This window comes from Kineosporiaceae bacterium SCSIO 59966 (assembly GCA_020881835.1).
Taxonomy (GTDB): domain Bacteria; phylum Actinomycetota; class Actinomycetes; order Actinomycetales; family SCSIO-59966; genus SCSIO-59966.
This window is the reverse complement of record CP052876.1, coordinates 339265-363529: the sequence shown is the minus strand read 5'-3', so window position 1 is coordinate 363529 and position 24265 is coordinate 339265. Positions and strand designations below refer to the sequence as shown.

The 24265-nt window shown below is 72.4% G+C and carries 27 protein-coding genes; 10 read left to right on the top strand and 17 right to left on the bottom strand.

What is annotated here, in order from left to right; all coding sequences use genetic code 11:
• Positions 1-117 precede the first annotated feature (117 nt).
• The 5 genes from HJG43_01765 to HJG43_01745 form a co-directional block, all read right to left on the bottom strand.
• Positions 118-1206 (bottom strand): acyltransferase family protein, encoded by a 1089-nt coding sequence (locus tag HJG43_01765; protein UER55617.1) that lies wholly within the window; start codon positions 1204-1206, stop codon positions 118-120.
• Complete coding sequence (locus HJG43_01760; protein UER53489.1) at positions 1199-2260, bottom strand: NAD-dependent epimerase/dehydratase family protein; 1062 nt, start codon at positions 2258-2260, stop codon at positions 1199-1201. Before HJG43_01760 ends, HJG43_01765 begins: the two co-directional genes overlap by 8 nt.
• Before the next feature lie 79 nt (positions 2261-2339).
• Positions 2340-2438, bottom strand: coding sequence for an AURKAIP1/COX24 domain-containing protein (locus tag HJG43_01755; protein UER53488.1), 99 nt, complete (start codon positions 2436-2438; stop codon positions 2340-2342).
• Between the two features lie 188 nt (positions 2439-2626).
• A complete protein-coding gene (locus HJG43_01750; protein ID UER53487.1) occupies positions 2627-2827 on the bottom strand; it encodes a helix-turn-helix domain-containing protein in 201 nt (66 codons plus the stop codon).
• Between the two features lie 140 nt (positions 2828-2967).
• On the bottom strand, positions 2968-4152 hold the full coding sequence (locus HJG43_01745) for an acetoin utilization protein AcuC (GenBank protein ID UER53486.1): 1185 nt from the start codon (positions 4150-4152) through the stop codon (positions 2968-2970).
• 121 nt (positions 4153-4273) lie between these two features.
• On the opposite strand from HJG43_01745, the gene HJG43_01740 reads away from it, so the two are divergent.
• From HJG43_01740 to HJG43_01730, 3 genes are all read left to right on the top strand, one after another.
• Complete coding sequence (locus tag HJG43_01740; GenBank protein ID UER53485.1) at positions 4274-5698, top strand: TrkH family potassium uptake protein; 1425 nt, start codon at positions 4274-4276, stop codon at positions 5696-5698.
• A complete protein-coding gene (locus HJG43_01735; protein UER53484.1) occupies positions 5691-6359 on the top strand; it encodes a TrkA family potassium uptake protein in 669 nt (222 codons plus the stop codon). The genes HJG43_01740 and HJG43_01735 overlap by 8 nt, the downstream gene beginning before the upstream one ends.
• A gap of 162 nt (positions 6360-6521) precedes the next feature.
• Complete coding sequence (locus HJG43_01730) at positions 6522-6743, top strand: hypothetical protein (GenBank protein UER53483.1); 222 nt, start codon at positions 6522-6524, stop codon at positions 6741-6743.
• A gap of 222 nt (positions 6744-6965) precedes the next feature.
• On the opposite strand, the gene HJG43_01725 is transcribed toward HJG43_01730, so the two are convergent.
• The 4 genes from HJG43_01725 to HJG43_01710 are packed head-to-tail and all read right to left on the bottom strand — an operon-like array spanning position 6966 to position 10575.
• On the bottom strand, positions 6966-7787 hold the full coding sequence (locus tag HJG43_01725; protein UER53482.1) for a pyrroline-5-carboxylate reductase: 822 nt from the start codon (positions 7785-7787) through the stop codon (positions 6966-6968).
• Positions 7784-8731 (bottom strand): proline dehydrogenase, encoded by a 948-nt coding sequence (locus HJG43_01720; protein ID UER53481.1) that lies wholly within the window; start codon positions 8729-8731, stop codon positions 7784-7786. The genes HJG43_01725 and HJG43_01720 overlap by 4 nt, the downstream gene beginning before the upstream one ends.
• A 37-nt stretch (positions 8732-8768) precedes the next feature.
• On the bottom strand, positions 8769-9584 hold the full coding sequence (locus HJG43_01715) for a sugar phosphate isomerase/epimerase (protein ID UER55616.1): 816 nt from the start codon (positions 9582-9584) through the stop codon (positions 8769-8771).
• A 55-nt stretch (positions 9585-9639) separates the two neighbouring features.
• On the bottom strand, positions 9640-10575 hold the full coding sequence (locus HJG43_01710) for a Ppx/GppA family phosphatase (GenBank protein ID UER53480.1): 936 nt from the start codon (positions 10573-10575) through the stop codon (positions 9640-9642).
• Between the two features lie 77 nt (positions 10576-10652).
• On the opposite strand from HJG43_01710, the gene HJG43_01705 reads away from it, so the two are divergent.
• The 3 genes from HJG43_01705 to radA all read left to right on the top strand — a co-directional run bounded on the left by HJG43_01705 (position 10653) and on the right by radA (position 13621).
• Positions 10653-11450 carry a hypothetical protein gene (locus tag HJG43_01705; protein ID UER53479.1) on the top strand — a complete coding sequence of 266 codons (798 nt, stop codon included), beginning with the start codon at positions 10653-10655 and terminating at the stop codon, positions 11448-11450.
• 25 nt (positions 11451-11475) lie between these two features.
• Positions 11476-12168, top strand: coding sequence for a class I SAM-dependent methyltransferase (locus tag HJG43_01700; protein ID UER55615.1), 693 nt, complete (start codon positions 11476-11478; stop codon positions 12166-12168).
• A gap of 76 nt (positions 12169-12244) precedes the next feature.
• On the top strand, positions 12245-13621 hold the full coding sequence (gene radA / locus HJG43_01695; protein UER53478.1) for a DNA repair protein RadA: 1377 nt from the start codon (positions 12245-12247) through the stop codon (positions 13619-13621).
• Positions 13622-13729: 108 nt separating this feature from the next.
• On the opposite strand, the gene HJG43_01690 is transcribed toward radA, so the two are convergent.
• From HJG43_01690 to HJG43_01670, 5 genes are all read right to left on the bottom strand, one after another.
• On the bottom strand, positions 13730-14872 hold the full coding sequence (locus tag HJG43_01690; GenBank protein UER53477.1) for an ABC transporter permease: 1143 nt from the start codon (positions 14870-14872) through the stop codon (positions 13730-13732).
• Positions 14866-15603 carry an ABC transporter ATP-binding protein gene (locus tag HJG43_01685; GenBank protein ID UER53476.1) on the bottom strand — a complete coding sequence of 246 codons (738 nt, stop codon included), beginning with the start codon at positions 15601-15603 and terminating at the stop codon, positions 14866-14868. Before HJG43_01685 ends, HJG43_01690 begins: the two co-directional genes overlap by 7 nt.
• Positions 15600-16496, bottom strand: a complete 897-nt coding sequence (locus tag HJG43_01680; GenBank protein UER53475.1) for a hypothetical protein — start codon at positions 16494-16496, stop codon at positions 15600-15602. The genes HJG43_01685 and HJG43_01680 overlap by 4 nt, the downstream gene beginning before the upstream one ends.
• Positions 16493-16957 (bottom strand): hypothetical protein, encoded by a 465-nt coding sequence (locus HJG43_01675; GenBank protein ID UER53474.1) that lies wholly within the window; start codon positions 16955-16957, stop codon positions 16493-16495. Before HJG43_01675 ends, HJG43_01680 begins: the two co-directional genes overlap by 4 nt.
• Before the next feature lie 155 nt (positions 16958-17112).
• Positions 17113-17523: a hypothetical protein gene (locus tag HJG43_01670; GenBank protein UER53473.1), complete on the bottom strand. Its 411-nt coding sequence runs from the start codon at positions 17521-17523 to the stop codon at positions 17113-17115.
• A gap of 315 nt (positions 17524-17838) precedes the next feature.
• Between HJG43_01670 and disA the strand changes: the two genes are divergently transcribed.
• On the top strand, positions 17839-18921 hold the full coding sequence (gene disA, locus HJG43_01665) for a DNA integrity scanning protein DisA (GenBank protein UER53472.1): 1083 nt from the start codon (positions 17839-17841) through the stop codon (positions 18919-18921).
• 20 nt (positions 18922-18941) lie between these two features.
• On the opposite strand, the gene HJG43_01660 is transcribed toward disA, so the two are convergent.
• Entirely contained in the window at positions 18942-19559 is a 618-nt protein-coding gene (locus HJG43_01660; GenBank protein ID UER53471.1) for a hypothetical protein, read from the bottom strand.
• A gap of 93 nt (positions 19560-19652) precedes the next feature.
• On the opposite strand from HJG43_01660, the gene HJG43_01655 reads away from it, so the two are divergent.
• Positions 19653-20537: an A/G-specific adenine glycosylase gene (locus HJG43_01655; protein ID UER53470.1), complete on the top strand. Its 885-nt coding sequence runs from the start codon at positions 19653-19655 to the stop codon at positions 20535-20537.
• Positions 20534-21022, top strand: a complete 489-nt coding sequence (locus HJG43_01650) for a hypothetical protein (GenBank protein UER53469.1) — start codon at positions 20534-20536, stop codon at positions 21020-21022. The genes HJG43_01655 and HJG43_01650 overlap by 4 nt, the downstream gene beginning before the upstream one ends.
• On the opposite strand, the gene HJG43_01645 is transcribed toward HJG43_01650, so the two are convergent.
• Both HJG43_01645 and HJG43_01640 read right to left on the bottom strand, forming a co-directional pair.
• Positions 21013-21549: an amino-acid N-acetyltransferase gene (locus HJG43_01645; GenBank protein ID UER53468.1), complete on the bottom strand. Its 537-nt coding sequence runs from the start codon at positions 21547-21549 to the stop codon at positions 21013-21015. The genes HJG43_01650 and HJG43_01645 overlap by 10 nt on opposite strands.
• Positions 21550-21630: 81 nt before the next feature.
• Positions 21631-23310, bottom strand: a complete 1680-nt coding sequence (locus HJG43_01640; protein ID UER53467.1) for a BCCT family transporter — start codon at positions 23308-23310, stop codon at positions 21631-21633.
• 129 nt (positions 23311-23439) lie between these two features.
• Here HJG43_01640 and HJG43_01635 point away from each other — a divergent pair, with 129 nt between their 5' ends.
• Positions 23440-24243, top strand: coding sequence for an SDR family oxidoreductase (locus tag HJG43_01635; protein ID UER53466.1), 804 nt, complete (start codon positions 23440-23442; stop codon positions 24241-24243).
• Positions 24244-24265 lie beyond the last annotated feature (22 nt).

Here is a 24265-nt window from a genome sequence, read left to right as displayed (position 1 = left end):
TCGCGCCACCAACCCAGCATTCTGCGAGCCCGGCCGGCAGCCGGTGGGTGGCGGGATTGCATGATCACGGAGGGGTCAGAAGAAGTCACAGAGGGGTTGGAAGAAGTCACGGAGGGGTTAGAAGAAGACGGAACGGCGCTGCACGAGCAGGGAGTAAAGGGTCTGCTGGATGGTCTCGCGGACCTGGTCGGCGAGGTCGAACACGAGCATCGGGTCGTCCGCCGCGCCCTCGGGGTACTCGTCGGTCGCCACCGGCTCGCTGAACTCGATGAGCCACTTCGTCGGCAGCGGGACGAGCCCGAGCGGACCCAGCCACGGGAACGTCGGGGTGACCGGCACGTACGGCAGGCCGAGCAGCCGCGCCAGCGTGGGCATCGTCGCGAGGATGGGGTAGATCTCCTCGGCCCCCACGATCGAGCACGGCACGATCGGGGCCCCGGTGCGCAGCGCGGCGGAGACGAACCCGCCGCGCCCGAACCGCTGCAGCCTGTACCGCTCGCTGAAGTGCTTGCCGACACCCTTGAAGCCCTCCGGCCAGACGCCGACGAGCTCGCCCCGGGACAGCAACCGCTCGGCGTCGGCGTTCGCCGCGAGCGTGGACCCGGTCTTGCGGGCCAGCTCACCGATGAACGGGGTGGCGAACACGAGGTCGGCGCCGAGCATCCGGAGGTGGCGGTGCGCCGGGTGCTCGTCATGCACCGCGACGAGGGTCATCAGGGAGTCCAGCGCGACGGTCCCGGAGTGGTTCGCGACGACGAGCGCACTACCGGTCCGGGGGATGTTCTCGATCCCCCGGACCTCGACGCGGAACCACCGGCGGTACAGCGGCCGCAGCAGCCCCAGCAGCACGGAGTCGGTCAGCTCGGCGTCGAAGCCGAAGTCGTCGATCGTGTAGTCGCCGGTCAGCCGTCGGCGCAGGAAGGCCAGGGACCGGGCGAGGTACTCCTCGACCTCGTTCGGAGTCGGCGCCTCACGCAGCTCCTCGGCCAGCCGGTGGCCGACGTCCTCGGCCTCCCGGCGCAACCGGGTCCGGCGGTCCTCGTGCTCGGCCGCTGGGGGCTCGGACGCCGAGGCGTGCTCGGCGGCCGCCGGGCCCTGGATGAGCGGGGTGGTGCGGCGTCGGCGTCGGACCCGCTCGTCCCCGGCGCGCGCCGCGCCGACGGCCACGGCGTCCGCCCCGAACGGGAGCACCCGCGCATCAGGCACCACGCACCGCCTCCACCAGCGACTGCGCCCGGCGCAGGGCGGGGGACACGGTGGACAGCACGGTCCGCTCGGCCACCTCGACCACGGCCGGCGACAGCGGCCCGCTCAGGTCGCGGGACCGGACGAAGTCCTCGACCGCCTCCTTCGTCGTCCACCTCGGTTCGAGCCCCAGGTCGGCGCGCATCCGAGTGGTGTCCAGACCGCGGCCGTAGGAGAGGAACCGGACCTGGTCAGGGGTGAAGTCGAGCAGCCCGGCGGAGCGCACCGCCGAGCCCAGCGCCGACATCAGCGGGGCAGCAACGGGAATCGCAGGACGCCCCGCCATCCGGACGGCCTGGTGAACGGTGACGAACCCGTCGCCCGCCACGTTGAGGAAGCCGGTGACGTCACCGAGGGTCGCCAGTCGCAGCGCCTCAAGCCCGTCGTCCTCGTGAACCACCTGGAACCGCGGGTCGAATCCCAGCACGGTGGGCACCACCGGCAGCTCGAAGTAGTCGGTCAGCGCCGTGCGCACGCGCGGACCGATGAAGTTGGCGAGCCGCAGGACCGCGACGTCGACGTCGGACCGGCGACGGGAGAACCCGCGCACGTAGCCCTCCACCTCGACCGAGTCCTTGGCCCAGCCCGTGCGGGGCATCACCTTCGGGCCCATGTCCTCGGTGAACAGCGCCGGGTCGCGCGGGCTGGCCCCGTACACCCCGGCAGTGGACTTCACGACGAGGCGTCGCAGGCTGGCCGCCTTCTGGCAGGCAGCCAGCAGCTGCATGGTGCCGATGACGTTGATCTCCTTCATCGACGCCCGCCCGCCGGCCGAGGTGGGGGTGGCGATGACGTTCATGTGGACGACGGTGTCGACCTCTGCGCGGGCGATCACCTTGGCGATCACCGGGTTCCGGATGTCGGCGCGGACGAACTCCGCAGCCCCGATGGCGTGCGGAGGCGGGACGACGTCCACGCCGATCACGCGGGAGATGCCGGGGTCGCGCGAGAGCATCGAGGCGAAGCGGCCGCCGAGGTACCGGGACACCCCGGTGACCAGGACGACGTCCGCCATGCTGTCCTCCCTGTGCCACGACGCCCGCCACGACGGGGCGTGACGGGCGTCGACGTCCGGCCGGGTACCCGGCCCGACGCTACTTCTTGTTACGACGCTGGTGGCGTGTCTTGCGCAGCAGCTTGCGGTGCTTCTTCTTCGCCATGCGCTTGCGGCGCTTCTTGATGACGGAGCCCACGCGGTTCCTCGCAGTCGGTCTGGGCACCCACCGGGTGCCGGCTTTGTCTCCGGCAGGCGCGCGCCGCCCTGTCCTGCAGCGTCCGGCATCCGCCTGGTCCAGGAGCAGCCTACCGTCCGCGGACGACGGCAGCCTCCGGCGACGCCGGTCAGGCGGTGCCGACGAACCTCAGGCGGTGCCGACGAACCTCAGGCGGTGTCGACGAAGGAGTGCCGCAGGTAGTCGTCCACCGCCTGCTCGGGCACCCGGAACGAGCGGCCGACCCGGACGGCGGGCAGCTCACCGGAGTGCACCAGCCGGTACACGGTCATCCTGGACACGCGCATGATCGCCGCCACCTCGGCGACAGTGAGAAACCGCACCTCGTTGAGGTCTCGGTCAGACGCCATCTCGCACCCGGTCCTTCGCCAGCACGGCCTCGGCCGCGCCGGCACCATGCCTGCACGCCCACCCGTGTCCCAGAGCGCACACCCTAGGGGCTGCTGTGACCGGTGGGAAGTCAGCGGACGACGACCGTCCCCCGGCCGGGTCAGTCGAACCAGGGGTCGAGACCGTGCAGCGGGAACACCGCCTTGCGGGTCGCCATCACGGCACGGTCGACGGCGTCCTCCGGGTCGTAGCCGATCTCCCAGCCCCGCCACCACGGGTCCCGACCGTCCGTCATCCGCAACGGGCCCTGCCGCTCGAGCCGCACCCGGACGTAGTCGAGCCACTCCTGCGGCACCGGTGTCGCCGGGTCCACCGGAGCGTGGGCGGCGATCCCGACGAGGTGGGACCACGCCCGGGGGACGACGTCCACCAGCTCGTACCCGCCCCCACCCGTGGCCACCCACCGCCCGTCGCACACCTCGTGCGCCAACCGGTGGAGGGACTCGGCCGCGACGCGCTGGGCGTCCAGGGAGACCGCCAGGTGTGCCAGCGGGTCGAGGAAGTGCGTGTCACAACCGTGCTGGGTGACGAGCACGTCGGGTCCGAAGGCGCGCACCACCGGGTGGACGACGGCGTGCACGGCCCGCAACCACCCGCCGTCCCCGGTGCCGGGCGGCAGCGCGACGTTGACCGCCGACCCCTCGGCGCCGGACCCTCCGATCTCGTCGGGGAAGCCGGTACCGGGGAACAGCATCCGCCCCGTCTCGTGCACCGACACGGTGAGCACCCGGGGGTCGTCCCAGAACACCGCCTGCGTGCCGTCCCCGTGGTGGACGTCGACGTCGACGTAGGCGACCTTGCGGGCCCCGGCCTCCAGCAGCCGCCGGATCCCCACGGCGACGTCGTTGTAGACGCAGAACCCGCTTGCCCGGTCGGGCATCGCGTGGTGCAGGCCGCCGGAGAAGTTCACGGCGTGGAGCACCTCACCGGACCACACCTCCTCGACGCACTCGACGGTGCCGCTGACCACCCGGGCGCTCGCCTCGTGCATCCCCGCGAACCCCGGATCGTCGTCGGTGCCGATGCCGTGGTCGAGGTCCACGAGAGTGGGGTCCTGGGACACCGCGCGCACAGCCTCGACGTACGTCGCCTCGTGCACCGTTCGGAGCAGCTCGTCGGGTGCGGCGTCCGCCCCCGCGACTCGCACGCCGGGGACGTCGAAGAGACCGAGAGCCTCACAGAGCCGTGCTGTGAGCTCGAGTCGCACCGGGGCCATCGGGTGCGTCGGACCGAAGTCGTACCGGGCGAACGCCGGCTCCCAGACCACACGCACGCCACTCGCCATGACGTGACGCTACCGCCCCGCCTGCCACGCAGCGCCGCCTGCCTGCCCGCAACGCCGCGTGGCGGTAGCGTCGGCGCGCCGGTGGGTGCCGCCGGTCCCGGTCTGCGAGGAGTGCCAGCCCATGACGTCCGCCGAGACGCACCCGCGGCAGCGTCCGGTGCGCCGCAGCGGGCGCTCCAGCGGGCGCCGCTTCGGCGCGCTGTGGTGGCGGGACGCCATCGACGACGCGGCTCGGTCCTCCCCGGCCCGGCTGGCGCTCACGGTGTTCGTGTTCGTCATCGCCTTCTTCACCGCCCTGCTCTCCCTGCCGTTCGCCACCGAGAGCGGGCAGCCCGCCCCGCTGGCCGACGCACTGTTCGTGGCCACGTCCGCGGTGTGCGTCACCGGACTCACGACCGTCAACATCCCGGAGTACTTCTCGCCGTTCGGCGAGGGGGTGCTGCTCGTCGCCATGCAGGTCGGCGGCATCGGCGTGCTCACCCTGGCGTCGATCCTCGGCGTTGCGGTCTCGCGCCGGCTCGGTCTGCGGACCCGGCTCATCGCCGCGAGCGAGACGAAGGCGTTGCGGCTCGGCGAGGTCGGCTCCCTGCTGCGCACCATCCTCATCGTCTCGCTCAGCATCGAGGCGGTGCTCTTCGTCGTCCTCACCTCGCGCTTCCTGGCCCTCGGCGAGCCTCTGGCCCAAGCCAGCTGGCACGGCGTGTTCTACGCGGTCTCGTCCTTCAACAACGTCGGCTTCATCGCCCACCCCGAGGGCCTCCAGGAGTTCGTCGGCGACCCGTGGTTCGTGCTCCCGATGGCCGCGGGCGTGTTCGTCGGCAGCCTCGGGTTCCCCGTCCTGCTCGTCCTCCTGCGCTCCTGGCGGCCGCGCGAGTGGGACCTCCACACCAAGATCACCCTCACCGCGACGACGGTGCTGCTGGTCCTCGCGTTCGTCGTCCTGGGCGCCATGGAGTGGCGCAACACCGCCACCCTGGCCCGCCTGGACGTCGGGGAGCGGCTGCTCGCGACGCTGTTCCTGGCCGTGATGCCACGTTCCGGGGGCTTCTCCACGGTGGAGACCGGGGCGATGAACCCCGAGTCGTGGCTGGTCACCGACGCGCTCATGTTCATCGGCGGCGGCAGCGCGTCGACCGCGGGCGGTATCCGGGTGACGACGTTGGCAGTGCTCGTCCTCGCCGTCGTCGCGGAGGCCAGGGGAGACGTCGACGTCGAGGGCTTCCGCCGACGGGTGCCCGCCGGAAGCATCCGGATCGCCGTCACGGTTCTGCTCGTCGGCGCCACGGTCGTCCTGCTGTCGACGATCGGCCTCATGGCGATGACGAACCACACCCTGGACCGGGCGCTGTTCGAGACCATCTCGGCGTTCGCGACCTGTGGGCTGTCCACCGGTATCACCGGTGACCTGCCCGAGGGCGCGAAGTACCTGCTGACCGCAACGATGTTCGTCGGGAGGACCGGCACGATGACACTCGCCGCCGCCCTCGCCCTGCGGGAGCGCCGCAGGTTGTTCCGGCTACCGGAGGAGAGGCCCATCATTGGCTGACAAGAGGCTGCACGAGGACGCCGCGCTGGTCGTCGGGCTGGGACGATTCGGCAGCGCCATCGCCGACGCGCTGAACCGGCTGGGGCACGAGGTGCTCGCCGTGGAACGCAACCCTGACCTGGTCCAGGAGTGGTCCGGCCGGCTCACCCACGTCGTGGAGGCGGACGCGACAAGCATCGACGCGCTGCGCCAGCTCGGCGTCGAGGACTTCCCGATCGCGGTCGTCGGTATCGGAACCTCCATCGAGGCCTCCGTGCTGGCGACGGCGAACCTCGTCGACCTGGACGTCAAGCAGATCTGGGCCAAGGCCATCACGCCGTCCCACGGCCGGATCCTCGAGCGGATCGGCGCCCACCACGTCGTCTACCCGGAGGCGGACGCCGGTGAGCGCGTCGCTCACCTCGTCAGCGGCAAGCTGCTCGACTACATCGAGTTCGACGACGGCTTCGCGATCGTGAAGATGCGGCCGCCGAAGGAGACCCAGGGGTTCACGCTCGCCGAGTCCAACGTGCGCCGCAAGTACGGCGTCACGATCGTCGGGGTGAAGTCACCGGGGCAGGACTTCACCTACGCGCTGCCGGACACGATGGTCACCTCGCACGACACCCTCATCGTCTCCGGGCACACCGAGCTCATCGAACGGTTCGCAGCCCGCCCGTGACAGGTGGGCGGGACTGCCCTCCCACCCTTTCGTGGTCAGTCGAAAATCCCCTGTTCGTGATCATGCAATCCCGCCACCCACCGGCCACCGGTCCGCTCACAGAATGCTGGGTTGGTGGCGCGACACGCCGGCCAAGTTGTGCCGAGCGCAGCATTCTGTGGTGTGGCTGGGGCGCCGGTGGCCTGGTCGGCGACGACGTCACGTGCTGCCGGCCTGTACGACCAGCAGGTCCGCCACGACGGCGCGACCTGGGGAGACTTCCTGTCCACCGGCGTCCGGCGGACACACCCTGATGATCTTCCGGACGACGGCGCCACCGTCGACCTCGGCCCCGAGCTGTACCCCGTCCTCGGTGCACGCACTGGCTGCCACCCCCGGACATGACACGCAGCCGGCCGACAAGTACCCGACCACGCCCCCTCACAGAATGCTGCGCCCGTCACCGTTCTGCCGGCGTGTCGCGCCACCAACCCAGCATTCTGTGAGCGGGCGGTGGGGGCTGGGGTGGCGGGACTGCATGATCACGGGTGGGTCGTGCGGGGTGGCGGGATTGCATGATCACGAAGGGGGTTGGTGAGGAGGTGGCGGGGGTGGTTACCAGGGAGGTCAGGCGCTACCGGAGGACAGCTCACGGGAGCGGTCCCGGGCGGCCTCCATCGCGGTGAGGAACGCGGCCCGCACCTTGTGGTCGTCGAGCTGGCGCAACGCGGCCATCGTCGTCCCGGCCGGGCTCGACACCTGCTCGCGCAGGACGGTGGGGTGCTCGCCGGTCTCGCGCAGCATCGTCGCCGCGCCGTAGAGGGTCTGGACGACGAGCTCGGTCGCGGTCGACCGGGGCAGCCCGAGCAGCACGCCGGCCTCGATCATCGCCTCGACGACGTAGAAGATGTACGCCGGCCCGGAGCCGGAGATCGCGGTGACCGCGTCCTGGTGGTGCTCGGGCACCCGCAGCACCCGCCCGGTGGCCCGCAGCATGGCCTCGGCCCGCTGCAGGTGCTCCTCGTCGCAGTGCGCGCCGGGGCTGACCGCGGCCATCCCCTCGTCGACGAGCGCGGGGGTGTTCGGCATCACCCGCACGACCGGCGTGCCCGCCGGCAGCCGGGACTCCACGAATGCGGTCGAGATCCCGGCAGCGATGGACACGACGAGGGCGCCGGGGCGCAGTGCCCCGGCGATCTCCTCGAGCAGGGCCGCCATGTCCTGCGGCTTGACGACGAGGACGACGGTGTCCGCGAGCGCCGCGGCCCCGGCGTTGTCGAGCACCCGGACGCCGTAGCGCTCGGCGAGCTCGGCGGCGCGCTCCGCCCGCCGCTCAGTGATCACGATGTCGTCGCTGCTCCACCCGGCGCGCAGCAGCCCCGAGACGAGGGTCTCCCCCATCACCCCGGCGCCGAGCACCGCCACCGTGCCGTTGTCGCCCACCGTCATCCTCTCGTCACCAGCGACCGCAGGAAGAACCCGACGTTGGCCGGCCGCTCCGCCAGCCGCCGCATGAAGTAGCCGTACCAGTCCTGCCCGTACGGCAGGTAGACCCGGACGGTCTCGCCGAGCGCGGCCAGGCGCCGCTGCTCGTCGGGCCGGATCCCGTAGAGCATCTGGAACTCGTACCCGCCCCGGTCCCGGTCGTGCCGGACGGCGAGCGCCCCGGCGATGTCGATGAGCCGGGGATCGTGGGTGGCCACCATCGGGTAGCCGGGGCCGGCCATGAGCACCTTGAGGCAGCGCACGTAGGAGCGGTCCACCTCGTGCTTGTCCTGGAACGCCACCGACGCCGGCTCGTCGTAGGCGCCCTTGCAGAGCCGGACGCGCGACCCGACGGTGGCCAGGTCCCGGCAGTCCGCCTCGGTGCGGCGCAGGTACGCCTGCAGGACGGCGCCTACCCACGGGAAGTCCGCCCGCAGGGTGCGCAGGGTCTCCAGGGTGGCGTCGGTCGTCGTGTGGTCCTCCATGTCGAGGGTGACCGTCGTCCCGGCCGCGGCGGCGGCCTCGCAGATCGTGTGGGCGGCCGCGGTCGCCACCGCGGGACCGTCCGGGCCCAGCGCCTGCCCGACGGCGGACAGCTTCACCGACACCTCGACCGCGCCGTCCGCGGTGAGCCCGGCGTCGGCGAGCCGGCCGAGCAGGGCGATGTAGGCGTCCCGGGCGGCGTCCGCCCGGTCGCGGTCGGTGGTGTCCTCGCCGAGGTGGTCGACGGTGACCCGCAGCCCGCCGGCGAGCAGGCCGCGGGACGCCTCCACGGCGTGCTCGGAGCCGGTGCCGGGGACGAAGCGGCGCACCACCGCGCGCGAGCCCGGGGCGCGTTCCACGACCGTGCGCACCCCGGGGCTGCGGGCGGCCTGCAGCAGCACCGTGCGCAGCGCGTTGTCGAGCATGCGCCGCAGGGTACGCGGGGACCGGCGGGCGCCGGCGTCAGCGCCCGGCCGGGTCGCTCGCCGCAGGGGCGGCCAGGTGCAGGCGGGCGAACGCCAGGGACTCGGCCAGGTCGTCGTCCCGCTCCGCCGCCGAACGCGCCCGGCGGGTGCTGACCTCGACGACGACCGTGCCGGTGAAGGAGATCTCGGCGAGGTGCTCGAGCACCTCCCCGGCGGGCTGCGTGCCGCGCCCGGGCACCAGGTGCTCGTCGCGGGCCAGGCCGACGCCGTCCGCGAGGTGCAGGTGGCGCAGCCGGTCACCGAGCGCCCGGGCCATGACCAGCCCGTCGACGGACGCCGTCGCGGTGTGCGACAGGTCGAGGGTGACGTGCTGGTAGGCGTGCTCGGTGGGGTCCCACCCAGGTGCGTAGGCCATGACCTCCCGGGTCCCGGCCCGCCACGGGTACATGTTCTCGACGGTCACGGAGACGTCCGTGCCCTGCTGGACCTCGGCGACGCCGTCGACGAAACCGGCCGCGTACTCACGCTGCCAGCGGAACGGCGGGTGCACGACGACGGTGGAGGCGCCGAGCTCGTCGGCCATCCGCACCGACCGGGTGACCTTGCCCCACGGGTCCCGGCCCCAGACCCGTTGGGTGAGCAGCAGGGTGGGCGCGTGCACGGAGAGCACCGGGACGCCGTAGTGCCGGGACAGCCGCCGCAGCGCCTCCGGGTCCTGGCTCACCGGGTCGTTCCAGACCATGACCTCGACGCCGTCGTACCCCAGGCGGGCGGCGGCCGCGAACGCCTCCGGGCAGGGCAGCGGGTACACCGAGGCGGTGGACAGCGTCACCGGCACGTCCGGCGTCCGCACCGGGCACCGCTGCTGGCTCGGGTCCACGACCGCCAAGGGTAGATACCTCAGCGGCTCAGCGTCCTGCGGCCATCCGGTCGATCCGGCGCAGGATGATCCCCTCGCGCAGAGCCCACGGGCAGATGCGCAGCTCGGGCACCTCGAGCAGGTCCATCGCCGCCTCGGCGACGACGGCGCCGGCGAGCAGCTGCGGTGCCCGCTCCACGGACACCCCGGGCAGCCGCGCCCGCTCGGCAGCGGGCATCCGGGCCAGCCGGGGCACCAGTGCGGCCAGGTCGTCTCGGCGCAGCACCCGCTGGACGTAGAGGCCCTCGCTGCTCGGGGCCGCGCCGGCCACCCGGGCCAGGGACCGGAACGTCTTGCTGGAGCCGACGACGAGGTCCGGCGTGCCGGGCTTGCGCAGCGGGCGGACGATCTCGGCGACCTCGGCGCGCACGAGGCGGCGCAGGTCCTTGACCTCGCGCGGGTGCGGTGGGTCGTGCCGCAGCCGCTCGCGGGTGAGACGACCGGCGCCGAGCAGCAGGCTGAACGCGACGTCCGGCTCCTCGTCGATGCCAATCGACAGCTCCAGCGAGCCGCCGCCGATGTCGAGCACGAGCAACCGGCCCGCCGACCAGCCGAACCAGCGACGCGCGGCGAGGAAGGTCAGCCGGGCCTCGTCGTCCCCGGGGAGCACCTGGAGGTCGACCCCGGTCCGCTGCCGGACGGCGCTGAGCACGGCCTCGCCGTTGGAGGCCTCGCGGACGGCGGAGGTGGCGAAGGCGAGCAGCTCCTGGCAGCCCTGCTCCTCGGCGACCTCCGCGGCCTCGGCGACGAACGTGGCCAGCGCGTCCACGCCGTCCGGGCGGACCGACCCGGCGGCGTCGAGGTGCTCGGCGAGGCGCAGCGTCCGCTTGTGCGACGTAGCCGGCCACGGGTGCGCTCCGGGGTAGGCGTCGACGACGAGCAGGTGGACGGTGTTGGAGCCCACGTCCAGCACGCCGAGCCGCATACCGAGCGACGCTAGCCCTGCCGGGCCCGCGCCGGGGCCGCCGGTCCCGCCGGCTCGTCGCGCCGTACCCTGCCGGGATGGCCGAGACCCCGCTCGACGTACCCCGGCTGTGGGTGGAGTTCCCCGATCCCGAGCACGACCCGGACGCCGGACCGGCGCCCCAGGTGTTCCGGGTCGACGTCACCTGGCTGACGTCGTCCTGGACCTGCGTGTTCGGCCGCGGGTGCCGCGGGATCTTCGCCGACCGGCCAGCCGACGGCTGCTGCACGCTCGGGGCGCACTTCTCCGACACCGACGACGAGCGCCGGGTGGGGCGCTGGGTGCGCGAGCTGGACGACGCCACCTGGCAGCGCCGGGACGCCGGGCGGCGGCGGGCCGGCGGCTGGGTCGAGGTCGACGAGGACGGCGCCCGCAAGACCCGCGTCGTCGACGGCGCCTGCGTGTTCCTCAACGACCCGGACTTCCCCGGCGGGTACGGCTGCGCGCTGCACCACCTGGCCGCCCGGCGCGGCGTGTCCTACGTGGAGACGAAGCCCGACGTGTGCTGGCAGCTGCCGCTGCGCCGGACCTACCGGACCGTCGAGCGCCCGGACGGGACCAGCTACCTGGAGGTGAGCATCGGCGAGTACGACCGCCGGGGCTGGGGCGAGGGCGGTCACGACCTCGACTGGTACTGCACCGGCAGCCCCGAGGCGCACGTCGCCGCGGTGCCGATCTACCGCTCCAGCGAGGCCGAGCTGCGCGAGCTGGTCGGGGACGCCGCGTACGCGGAGATCGTCCGGCACTGCGAGGCGCTGCGCCCGCGCCGTCGCAGCCTGCCGCTGTACGTGCACCCGGCCACCGCCGCCGCCCGCGGCGAGGCCCGGCGGCCGTGAGCCGGCCGGGCACGCGACGGTGAGGCTGCCGGGCACGGTCCCGAGCCCGAACATCTGGGACCACCCGGACGTCTACGAGGCGGAGAACCGGGGCGTCGACCCGGACGGGGTGATCGAGGCGGCGATGCGCGCCCGGCACGACTGGGCCGGGCAGGTGCTCCTCGACGTCGGCTGCGGCACCGGGTTCCACCTGCCGTACTTCGCGGCGGACGCCGCCCGGGTGGTCGGGGTGGAACCGCACCCTCCGCTGCTCGCCCGGGCCCGGCACCGGGTGCGCGACCTGCCCACGGTGCAGGTGCTCGCCGGGACCGCCCAGGCCCTGCCGCTGCCGGACGCGTCAGTGGACGTCGTGCACGCGCGGTGGGCGTACTTCTTCGGGCCCGGCTGCGAGCCCGGCCTCGCCGAGCTGGACCGGGTGCTGCGCCGCGGCGGTACGGCGTTCGTCCTCGACAACGACGCGACCCGCTCGACGTTCGGGGCCTGGTTCCGGCGTGCGCTGCCCGGGTACGACCCGGCCGCCGTCGAGCGGTTCTGGGCCCGGCGCGGCTGGCAGCGCGAGCCGCTCGACATCCGCTGGGAGATGCCGGACCGAGCGGTGTTCGAGGCCGTCGTCCGGATCGAGTTCACCCCCGCGCTGGCCGAGGAGATCCTGGCCGAGCACTCCGGCAGCGGCGTCGACTACGCCGTGAACCTCTGGTGGCGCACGACGCCGAGCTGACCGCCCCCAGGCCCTCGCGAACTGGTCCTCAAGGCGCAGCGGTCACGCTGTCGGTGGCGCCACCTACGGTGACGCCATGACGAGCAAGGCGTCCCGCCCACGAGCCGGTTTCCGCTGCGCCGAGTGCGGGTGGGAGACGTCGAAGTGGGTGGGCCGGTGCGGGGAGTGCCAGGCCTGGGGCACGGTCGAGGAGACCGCGGCCGCCAGGGCCCGGACGGCGACCGCCACCCCGGTGGGCAACCCGGCCCGGCCCATCGCCGAGGTGGACGTCGATGCGGCCCGCGCCCGCCCGACCGGGGTGGCCGAGCTCGACCGCGTGCTCGGCGGCGGCCTCGTCCCGGGCGCCGTCGTCCTGCTGGCCGGGGAGCCCGGGGTCGGCAAGTCGACGCTGGTCCTGGAGGTCGCCTCGCGGGCCGCCCAGGACGGCCGCACCGTGCTCTACGTGTCCGCGGAGGAGTCCGCGGCGCAGGTGCGCCTGCGCGCCGAGCGGATCGGCGCGCTGCGACCCCGGCTGATGCTCGCCGCCGAGACCGACCTGGGGACCGTGCTGGGCCAGATCGAGCAGGTGCGCCCCGACCTGCTGGTCGTCGACTCGGTGCAGACGGTGGCCTCGGCGGAGGTGGAGGGCTCGGCCGGCAACGTCTCCCAGGTCCGGGAGGTCGCCGCGTCCCTCATCCGGGTGGCCAAGGAGCGCGGGACGGCCACCCTGCTCGTCGGCCACGTGACCAAGGACGGCTCGATCGCCGGGCCGAGGGTGCTCGAGCACCTCGTCGACGTCGTCTGCCAGTTCGAGGGCGACCGGCACTCCCGGCTCCGGCTGGTGCGGGCCGTGAAGAACCGGTACGGGCCGACCGACGAGGTCGGCTGCTTCGACCTGTCCGACACCGGGATCGTCGGCCTGCCGGACCCGAGCGGACTGTTCCTGTCCTCCGGCGACACCCCCATGCCAGGCACCTGCGTGACCGTCACCCTCGAGGGACGCCGTCCCCTGGTGACCGAGGTGCAGGCGCTGGTCGCGCCGTCGTCCGCGGCGAACCCGCGCCGTGCGGTCAGCGGGCTGGACTCCGCCCGCGTCGCGATGGTCGTCGCCGTGATGACCCGGCGTGCCCGGCTGGCCCTCGCCGGACAGGACGTCTACGTGGCCACGGTGGGCGGGGTGCGCCTCGGGGAGCCGGCCGCCGACCTGGCGACTGCCCTGGCGCTGGCCGGCGCGGTGCTGGACCGGCCGCTGGCCGCCGGGACGGTCGCCTTCGGCGAGGTCGGGCTCGCCGGCGAGGTGCGGCCGGTGACCGGGCTGCAGCGCCGCCTCGCCGAGGCCGCCCGGCTCGGCTTCACGGCCGCCGTGGTGCCCCGCGGCGCGGCGGACGTCGGACCGGCCCCCGAGGGGATGCGCGTCATCGAGGTGGAGGACATTCCCGGGGCGCTACGACAGACCCGGCTGCACGCGCTGTGAACGGGATCTGCACGAGTTGGGCACGGACCTGCACACCAGACCGTGGACCGGCCGGGTCGTCCGGCGTCACGATCTTTGCGACGCAGGCGCAAACCGGCTCCCCTAGCCCTAGCCGCGTTCCAGCACGTCGAGGGGGTCCAGACGGGTGGCTCGCCAGGCCGGGTAGGCACCACCGAGGAGCAGAACGAACGTGAGCCCGAGCGCGAGTCCGGGCAAGGCGGCCGGGCGCAGAATGGCTAGGTCAACCTGGAAGGCAGTCTCCCCGAACCGCGTCACCCAGCCGGAGGTGAGCAACAGCAGAGCTAGCGTGAGACCCAAGCCGCTAGCCATGATGATGAGGATGTCGGCGAGGATGAGCCAGGCGACGTTCCAGCGCCGTGCGCCGACGGCGCGCGCCAGGCCGAAGAACCACGTACGGTCCCGAAGCACGATGAGTTCGGCGACAAGCAGCCCGATCCCACCAATCAGAAGAACGCCCCAGCCGATCAGGCCGTACACCAGCTGGATCCCGTCAGAAGCGGAGCGCACGAGGTCCCCGGAGTCCCCCCTGAGGACGACGACGGAGTTCTCTGTGCGGATGGAGGCCTGGGCGGCGGCATCTGCAAAGGCCTCGTGGAGTGCACTGCTCAGCTCCAGAGTCTGGTCTTGCGCAAGGCCGGTCGTGACGACGAAGACGTACTGCGGTGGCTCGGGCTGGGACAGGCGCAGCTGCTGCTCGTAGAGCGGATCCACGACCAGATTGGCACCGAAGCTCCTGTCCTCATAAGGAGTCGCCTCCCGAAGCGCCGTGTTGGGCACGACTAGTCCCGCCAGGCACAGGTCGGCGTCGGTGAAGCTGACACCGCCGTTGCGAAACGGAGCCGGCCCGCCCGCTTCGTCGAGGAGGACTACGGCGGAAACCGCGCCGAACTGCTCGAACGGGGGGCACTCCGGCTGGACGGACGGGAAGTGAACGGCTACTTGAAGTGCCCGCTCAGTGAACGGGGCGACTGCTCCCTGCACGGCCCGTAGCTGCTGGTCGACAGTTAGGCCGAGCTCGGGAGAAGGCTGGATACTGTATGTGCCGGCCACGCCCAGATCGGACTCGATGGCCGCGGTCAGGTCGGCGGTCGATGCCCTGGCGAGCTCCGAGACGGCCAGGAAGACGGTAGTACTGATCGTGACGAGAACGGTGAGCAGGACGAACTTGAGCTTCGAACGGGCGTTGACCGCGGCGGCCAGGCGTACGGTCCGCCATGCCACGGTTAACACCGGACCTGCGCAGCGGGGTGCCCGTCGGCCGTTATACGGCCACGCGCGAGAGTGATGCAGCGATCCGCCCTACGGGCGATATCTGGGTCGTGAGTGACCACGACGACGGCGGTGCCCAAGGACTCGGGTAGGGAGTACAGCGCGTCCGCCACCGCTGACGCCGTGTCCTCGTCCAGGTTCCCGGTAGGTTCGTCGGCAATCAGGAGAGGCGGAGCCGCAAACAGGGCTCGGGCGATCGCTACACGTTGCCTTTGCCCACCCGACATCTGCGAAGGGTGCCGATGAGCCAGCTCCGGAATGCCCAGTGCCTCCAGCAGCTGGGCAGCGCGGGCGCGAGCGCGACGACGGGGCACGGCGCCGCTGAAGTACCAGGGCAGAAGCACGTTGGTCTCGGCGGTGAACCCCGGATCGAGATGGAAACTCTGGAACACGGTCCCTACAGCAGAGCCCCGCAGCCGGGACAGCGCTGGGTCCGACAGCGCACCGGCGTCCCGGTTCCCGATCAGGACGCGACCGGCGGTCGGACGTCTGAGGAGGGACAGCACCGAGACCAACGTTGACTTTCCGGACCCAGACCGGCCCATCACGGACGTCGAGGTGGCCGGGCGGACGTTTAACGTCACGTCCTCAAGCCCCTGCACCGAACCGCTGGGGGTGTCGTAGCGGACACTGACACGATCCAGGGCTACCACGGGGTCATCGGCCATGACCTGTTTCCAGCCTCGCTTCACGGTGAGGACACGGGAATGAGCGCGTCTCCGGACTCCAGCCCCTCAGCGATGACTCTGCGAACCCCATCGGTGACTCCCACCACCACGGCCCGGTCAACGACAGCAGCGCCCTCCCGGATGCGGGCGATGTAGTCCTGCCCGGTCGCGTCCAGCCCGATGTAGATGAGTGGGACGGCGATGACGTCGGCTTGGCGGCTCGAGGTGAGGGTGAGCACGGCCGGCAACCCCGCCGCAGTTTCCACATGAGGGGGAAGACGGCAGTGCACGGCAGACGTCGCAACAGAGTCCGCGTCGTCGCTTGCGGCGGGCAACGCTTCGAGCCATACGGCCATGCATTCCGATTGGCGCTGGCCCAGCACGGTTTCCACCGTTGCGGTACCCGAGAACTCCAAGGCTCGGTAGCGCAGTTCCTGCAACGGCTGAAGGGTCACGACGACGTCCAAACCGGCGGTCTCGACGCGTGCCGCGCCGCCATCGACCTGAACCGTTCCCGCTACCGGCGCGGTCACCTCCCCGGACCGGGCCATGGCCAGCCTGCGCCGGGACTCCTCCACGGTCCCGCCCAGCCTGTCGTCGGCGGTTTCCACGATCTCCAGGGAACCCAGTCGTCCTCCTTCGAGCACGTGCGTGCCGGAGGTGACCGCGGGTGTGAACTGCGTCCCAGGAGGGACGTCGATCCCCACCACCGGACTGCTTGCAACGATCCCGTCAAGCCGGTAGGTGACCTCGAAGGCCGACGGCTGGACAGTCAAGGCAGTGTCAGCTGTTGACGACGGAGGCGCCGTGCCGGGTCCTGCCGCCAACCCCGTCGGTTCATCGTCACCGCTGCAACCCGCCAGTATCGTGAACGACGCCACTGCCAGCACCGCAGTGGCCAGTCGGCGCGAGGTCACAGCCCCCCCTCGACAACCTCAGCTATCGTTGGACCGTTGTAGTCTCCCTGTTCGGCCGGAATCCACACACCGCACCCCGACGGGTCGGTCAGCCGGTCTCGCAGCAGTGTGATGTCGCCGCTGGCCAGATCCTGCTGGACCATCTGAATGTCGCGGTCCATGTCAACCGCCGTCGGTGACGGGTACGCCGGCACGGGCTGCGGCGGTAGCTCCGGCGCGACGCCAGTGCTTATCCACTCTCGGTATGCGGCCAAGGCGTCCCTGCACATGATGAAGTTGCGCACCATCCCTTGGTAACGAGCCAACGCAACGGCGGGCTCGTCACCGGCGACCCGGTCTTGTGCCACCGGGGAGGCCAGCACCTCCTCCACCACATCAGTCGCCAGCCCGGCGAAGGCCTGGTCCGAGGTGCTGGGCGTCTCGTCGTTGCTCAAGGAGCAGCCCGCCAGGACGACAGCCATGACTGAAGCCAGTCCCACCACGGAATGCAGTCGACGGAGCACGACAGGTCCACCCCCCTTAGCCACACTCAGAATGCGTGAAGGTCTGCAATGCCCACTGGAAAGACAGAGACGGGCCGTGCCGGGCGCCGAGAGTCGCCCGGCACGGCTGACGGTCACGGGGTAACGGTCCAGGCCAGGGTGGTGTTGCCCAGCCCGGGGAGAATGCCGTTGCAGTTCTGGTCGGAGACCGTCCGGGTCCTGAACGTATAGTTGCTACTCGCTACGCTGGTCCAGCTCACGGTTCCACCGTCGGTGGCGGCCTTCCGGCTGAAGGAGTTGCCGTTACTCGACACAGCCCAGTAGTACCGGTTGTTGTTCGGGTCCGTATCCCTCTGCTTCACGCTCATGGTGCCGCCGTGGGCAGACCTGCTGCCAGCACGGCGCTGGCGATGCTGCGGATCTTCATCCCTCTTGTCCTCTCCCTTGTCCCCCGAGGACTGGACTTCGGGATGAGCCCTACCCCCGGTGAGGGCGCGCGCCCTCACCGCGAAGACTCGGCGGGGAGGCCCGGTGTTGTCAAGCACCGAACTGCAGCAGTCTCCTGGGTCAAAGCACTGACCCACAGAGCTGCGCCCGGACTGGAGTCGAGACCCAAGACCTGCTCCGTCGATGGAAAGAGTCAGTTCGATCGGCCCATGGTTCTGAACTGCCGGCGTGCCCTTCCCGCACGTCCAGGGTCTGCGCAACGTCGGTCGCCCAACGGATCGCGGAAGGGCCGGCTTGTACCTACCACTCGGTGCCGGCGAATCAGGGCGCCAGCGCCAGACGCACAGCCGCAATACACTGCCCAAGGTCCCGGCACCCGCGGGGACGCCCCGTAACCGAGCCGGGAGGTCACCATGGCGGGGGAACGCTCCGAGGACGAGCTGCTGCTCGCCACGCTCGCCGCGGTGGCTCCCGGCACGGAGCTGCGTGACGGCCTGGAGCGGATCCTGCGCGGCCGGACCGGCGCGCTGATCGTGCTCGGCCAGGACCGGACGGTCGACTCGCTGTGCAGCGGCGGGTTCTCCCTCGACGTCGACTTCTCCGCGACCCGGCTGCGTGAGCTGGCGAAGATGGACGGCGCCATCATCTGCGACCGCGAGGCCTCGAAGGTGCTGCGCGCCGCCGTCCAGCTCGTCCCGGACCCGGCGATCGAGACCACCGAGTCGGGCACCCGGCACCGCACGGCGGAGCGAGTGGCCAAGCAGACCGGCTTCCCGGTCATCTCGGTGAGCGCGTCGATGAACATCGTCGCCCTCTACGTGGGCAACCGCCGGCACGTGCTGGAGCAGTCCGAGGCCATCCTCGCCCGCGCCAACCAGGCCCTGGCCACCCTGGAGCGGTACAAGTCCCGCCTCGACGAGGTGACCGGCACGCTGTCGGCGCTGGAGATCGAGGACCTCGTCACCGTGCGGGACGTGGCCTCCGTCGTCCAGCGCCTGGAGATGGTCCGCCGGATCTCCGAGGAGATCGCCGGGTACGTCGTCGAGCTTGGCACCGACGGCCGCCTGCTGGCCCTGCAGCTCGACGAGCTGATCGGCGGGATCGGCCCGGACCGTGAGCTCGTCATCCGCGACTACCTCGACTCCGCCAAGCGCCCGCGCACCGTCGAGGAGGTGATGGCCGACCTCGCGACGCTGGACTCCGCCGAGCTCGTGGACCTGGCGCAGGTGGCCAAGGTGCTGGCGCTGACCGTGGGCTCGGAGTCCCTCGACGGCGCTGTCACTCCGCGGGGGTACCGCCTGCTGAGCAAGGTGCCGCGTCTGCCGGGCGCGATCGTCGACCGGCTGGTCGACCACTTCGACGGTCTGCAGAAGCTCCTGGCGGCGAACATCGAGGACCTGATGACCGTGGACGGCGTCGGCGAGCAGCGGGCCCGTGCCGTCCGGGAGGGCCTGTCTCGGCTGGCAGAGTCCAGCATCCTGGAGCGCTACGTCTGACCCTGATCAGCCCAATCTGATCAACTCAGCGTGAACACCGCCGGCTCGCCGGCGTCCCCGCCGACGACCGGCGTCACCTGGTAGGTGCCAGGCCGCACGTCGGGCAGGTCGTCCGCGCAGTCCGGGGTGGACCGCAGCCGCTGCCAGCTGACCGAGATGTCCTCGGTGGCACCCGGGGCGAGCGACACCGGGTCACCGGGCGCGGAGTCGCGGCAGTCGGCGCTGGACCAGATCCGGTCGCTGCCGGAGGTGACGACGAGCTCGACGGCGTCCGCGGCGCCGACGTCCACGGTGCACGGAGCGGTCGCCGAGCTCGCGACGGCGACCACGAACCTCGGGACGTCGTCGGGCCCGTAAGCGGTCGCGTCGGTGGACACGGTCACCGACAGGTCCTCAGGCGCGCAGGCTGCTGCGACGCCGCCGGACGCTGCGGTGTCGGACGCCGTGGTGTCGGACGCCGTGGTGTCGGACGCCGTGGCGCCTGCGCCCTCCTGCCCGTCCTGCCCGGCCTCGGCCCCGCCACCGAGCAGCGTCCACAGCACGGCGACGACGGCGACCGCGGCGAGGAGCAGCACCACCCGCCGCCGCCAGTAGACGGCCGGACGGTGCGGACCCACCGGGTGCAGCAGGGTGCTCACGCCCCGACGGTAGGCCTGGCCGGGCGCAGACGGTCAGCACCACGCCGCACCGCTGCGCGGAGTGCCCCCCGGCATAGGGGAGGATCGGTGCCGATGCCCAGGTCCGACCTGCACGCCCCGGTCACCGACTGGTACACGCGCGCCGCGCGGGACCTGCCGTGGCGCCGTCCGGGGACGACGCCGTGGGGCGTGCTCGTCAGCGAGGTGATGCTCCAGCAGACCCCGGTCGCCCGGGTGGTGCCCGTCTGGCAGCGCTGGGTCCAGCGGTGGCCGGAGCCGGCCGACCTCGCTGCGGCAGCCCCGGGGGACGCGGTGCGCGCGTGGGACCGGCTCGGTTACCCCCGCCGGGCGCTGCGGCTGCACGCCGCCGCGGTGGCCGTCGTGGAGCGCCACGGCGGCCGGGTCCCCGGCGACCACGACGTGCTGCTGGCCCTGCCCGGGGTCGGCGGCTACACCGCGGCGGCCGTCGCCGCGTTCGCCTTCGGCCGGCGGCACCCGGTCGTCGACACGAACGTGCGCCGAGTGCAGGCGCGGGCGGTGCGCGGCGCGGCGCTGCCCGCCCCGGCGCTCACCGCCGCCGAGCGCCGCCTCGCCGAGCAGCTGCTGCCCGACGACCCCGCCGCGGCGGCGACCTGGTCGGTGGCGGTGATGGAGCTCGGCGCGCTGGTGTGCACCGCGCGCGGGCCCCGCTGCGGCCAGTGCCCGGTCGTGGACCGGTGCCGCTGGCACCTCGCCGGGCGGCCGGCCGCCACCACGCCGGTCCGCCGGTCACAGCCGTGGGCCGGCACGGACCGGATGGTGCGGGGCCGGCTGCTCGCGGTGCTGCGGGGCGCTGACCGCCCGGTCGCGGCGGCAGAGCTGGCGGCAGCGTGGCACGACGACGACCAGCGGGAGCGGTGCCTGGCCACGCTCGTCGCCGACGGGCTGGCCGAGCTGCGGCCCGGCGGCACGGTCGCCCTACCCGGTGGTGCGCCGTGACCGGGACGGGCCCACCGGTGGGTGAGGAGGACCTGCTGCGCGCGGTGGCCGAGCGGGCGGCCGCCCGAGCGGTGCTCGGGTCGGCGCTGGCCGGGCTCCTGGCCGGACTGCTCGCGCTGGCGTTCCTGTGGCTGTCCGGCAGCAGGGTCGACGCCTCCACGGTGCCGGTCGTCGTGCTGCTGGCCATTGGGCAGCTGGCCGGGGTCGCCGCGGCGGGGTCCACCGCGCTGCGGCTCCGCGACCTGCGCTCCGGGGTGCCGGTGCGCGCGACCGCCGAGCGGGCGCAGCGGAGTCTGCGGACGCTGGCCCGGGTGACCGGGGTGGTCGGCGCGCTGACCGCGGTGGCGATGCCGGTCCTGCTCGAGCCGCGGGCGACGGCCTCGTTCACCGCGCTCGCCGGGCTGGGGGTGCTGGCACAGGTGGTCGTCGTCCTCACCGTCGTGCGCCGGCCGCTGAGCCGGGTGGCGCAGGCGGCTCACAGGTAGCGCAGCATCCGGGTGTTGCCGAGGGTGTTCGGCTTGACCCGGGCGAGGTCGAGGAACTCCGCGACCCCGTCGTCGTGGCTGCGCAGCAGCTCGCCGTAGACGTCCGGGGCGACCGGGGTGCCGTCGATCGGCTGGAAGCCGTGGCGGGTGAAGAAGTCCACCTCGAAGGTCAGGGTGAACACCCGCCGGACGCCGAGCTCGCGGGCGTCGGCGAGCAGCGCCTCGAGCAGGGCCCCGCCGACACCCCGGCCCCGGTACGCCTCGTCGACCGCGAGGGTGCGGACCTCGGCGAGGTCCTCCCACATGACGTGCAGGGCGCCGCAGCCCGCGAAGCACCCGTCGACCTCCGCGACACGGAACTCCTGGACGGACTCGTAGTAGGCGACGGCGTCCTTGGCGACGAGCACCCGGGCCTCGGCCAGCGGCTGGGTGAGGGCGCGGATGTCCCGCACGTCGGCGGTGCGGGCCCGCCGCACGACGATCCGGGACGAGGAACCGGACGCCGGCTCCGCGGACGGCCCGGTCACCGCCGCCGGTGCCCGGCCGGCACCGCGCGGCGGCGGGGCTCACAGTCCATGCCGGGATTGTGCCAGGCAGCGTCCGGCAGGTCAGCGGTGCTGGCTCAGTCCCGCCTGCCGGTCGTCGTCCGGGGCCTCCTTGGCGCTCTCGGCTGCCCTCCGCTCGGCGGCCCTGCGCTCGGCCTCCTCCGGGGGCAGCACCCTGCGCCAGCGCTTGGTGCGCAGCGGCGGGCGCTCCCCGGCGTCCTCCCGCAGCGCGGCGAGAATGCTGTAGATCATCACGTAGCCCATGACGAAGAACGGCAGGCCGACGACGATGATCACCTGCTGCAGGGCCTCCAGGCCGCCGGCTCCGGTGGCACCCAGCAGGGTGCCGGCGACCAGGGCCACGGAGGCGGCCCAGAAGAGCCGCTGCCGGGTGGGGGCCGGGTCCTCGTGGCCGTTGGCGATGGTGTCCATCACCAGCGCGGCGGAGTCCACGGACGTCGTGAAGAAGATGACGACGAGCAGCACCGCGATCACCGACATGACGGTGGTCAGGGGGAAGTTCTCCAGGAAGACGAACAGCGCGGCGGCGACGTCCCCCTGCTCGACGACGGGCTCGACGAGTGTGCCGGGTGCGGTGCGCTCGATGTCGAAGGAGGCCCACCCGAACACGCCGAACCAGATGACGCTGAACCCCACCGGCACGGCCAGGACGCCGAGGATGAACTGCCGGATGGACCGCCCCCGCGAGATGCGGGCGATGAAGATGCCGACGAACGGCGACCACGAGATCGTCCAGGCCCAGTAGAAGACCGTCCACCCGTTCTGCCAGCCGGAGTCGTTCACGGCGTCGGTCCAGAACGCGAGCTCGGGCAGCCAGGCCAGGTAGGTGCCGGTGGACTGGATGACGCCCTTGAGCAGCAGCAGGGTGGGGCCGGTCGCGACGACGAAGAACAGCAATCCGACGGCCACGGCGATGTTGATGTTCGACAACCGCTTGATGCCGCGGTCCAGACCGACCGCGACGGACACCATGGCGATCGCGGAGACGGCGACGATGATGAGGATCTGGACGACGCGGCTCTGCTCGACACCGAACAGCGCACCCAGCCCGCTGTTGATCTGCAACGTGCCGAGGCCGACCGACACGGCGACCCCGAACATGGTGCCGACGACCGCGGTGACGTCGATGAGCGCGCCAAGGGGGCCGTGGATCCGGTCACCGAGGATCGGGTGGAAGATCGAGGACACCCGGGGCGGCAGGTTCCGTTTGTACATGAAGTAGGCGAACGCCAGCGCCGGCAGCGCGAAGATCGTCCAGGTGTGCAGCCCGAAGTGGTAGAGGGTGAACGCCATCGCCTCCTCGAAGGCCGCGACGGTGCCACCCTCGACGTCCTGCATCGGCGGGTTCGCGAAGTGGTTGATCGGCTCGGCGACACCCCAGAACATGAGGATGGTGCCGATGCCGGCGGCGAAGAGCATGGCGAACCACGCGGGCCCGGAGTGCTCGGGCTGCTCGTCCTCGGCTCCCAGGCGCACCCGGCCGAACCTGCTCGCGGCCATGTAGACGAGGAAGACCAGGAACACGGTGACGCCGAGGACGTAGAACCAGCCGAGGTTGTCCAGGATCCAGCCGGTGACGCCGGCGAAGAAGGTGTCGACCGGCTCGGTGAACGCGATCGTGCCGATCACGAAGAGTGCGGTGACCGCTGCCGACGAGAAGAAGATCACCGGACTCGTCCGCAGACCGAGGGAGTCGTGGAGCCGGGTGAGGGCCGCTCGCATGCCTGTTCCTCCACGGATGCACTGTCGTCGGGGACTGGTCGGCTGGCGTGTCACTGGCCCGCGCACCGGCCCGCACGATCCCCTCACGCTCCGGCCTGCGGCGCAACCCGGCACCCGTAGGGTCGGCGCATGACCGTCCCCTCTCGTGGAGTCCTCGTCACCGGCGCGTCCCGCGGTATCGGCGCCGCCGTCGCTCGCGCCTTCGCTGCCGCCGGTGACCGGGTCGCCGTGGCGTACCGGGGCGCCGACGACCGCGCCCGTGAGGTCCTCGAGTCGTTGGCCGGCACCGGCCACGTCAGCATCCGCGCCGACGTCGGCGACCCGGCCCAGGTCGCCCGCATGGTCGACGACGCGGTGGCCGCTCTGGGCCGGGTCGACGTGCTCGTCAACAACGCGGCACTGTTCACCACCGACCCGGCCGGGGGCAGCCGCCGCATCGACCACCCCGTCGACGCGACCGACTACGACGCCTGGGTGAGCGCCTGGCGTCGCACGATCGACGTCAACCTGCTCGGAACGGCGAACGCCAGCTGGTGCGTGGCCCGGCACATGCTCACCGTCCCGCCGGCGGACGGGCTGCCGGTGGGCCGGATCGTCAACGTCGGCTCCCGCGGCGCCTACCGCGGGGAGCCCGACGTCCCCGCCTACGGGGCGAGCAAGGCGGCGGTGCACTCCCTCGGCCAGTCCCTGGCGCTGTCCCTGGGCCGGCACGGGATCGCCGTCACCTCGGTCGCACCGGGGTTCGTCGCCACGGACATGGCTGCCGGCGTCCTGGACGGCCCGGAGGGTGACGCCGTCCGCGCGCAGAGCCCGTTCGGTCGTGTCGCCGAGCCCGAGGAGGTCGCGGCGGCCGTGCTGTGGCTGGCGTCCCCGCAGGCGGAGTGGGCCTCGGGGGCGGTGCTGGACCTCAACGGCGCCTCGTACCTGCGCTGAGTCGTACCCGCGCTGACCCCCC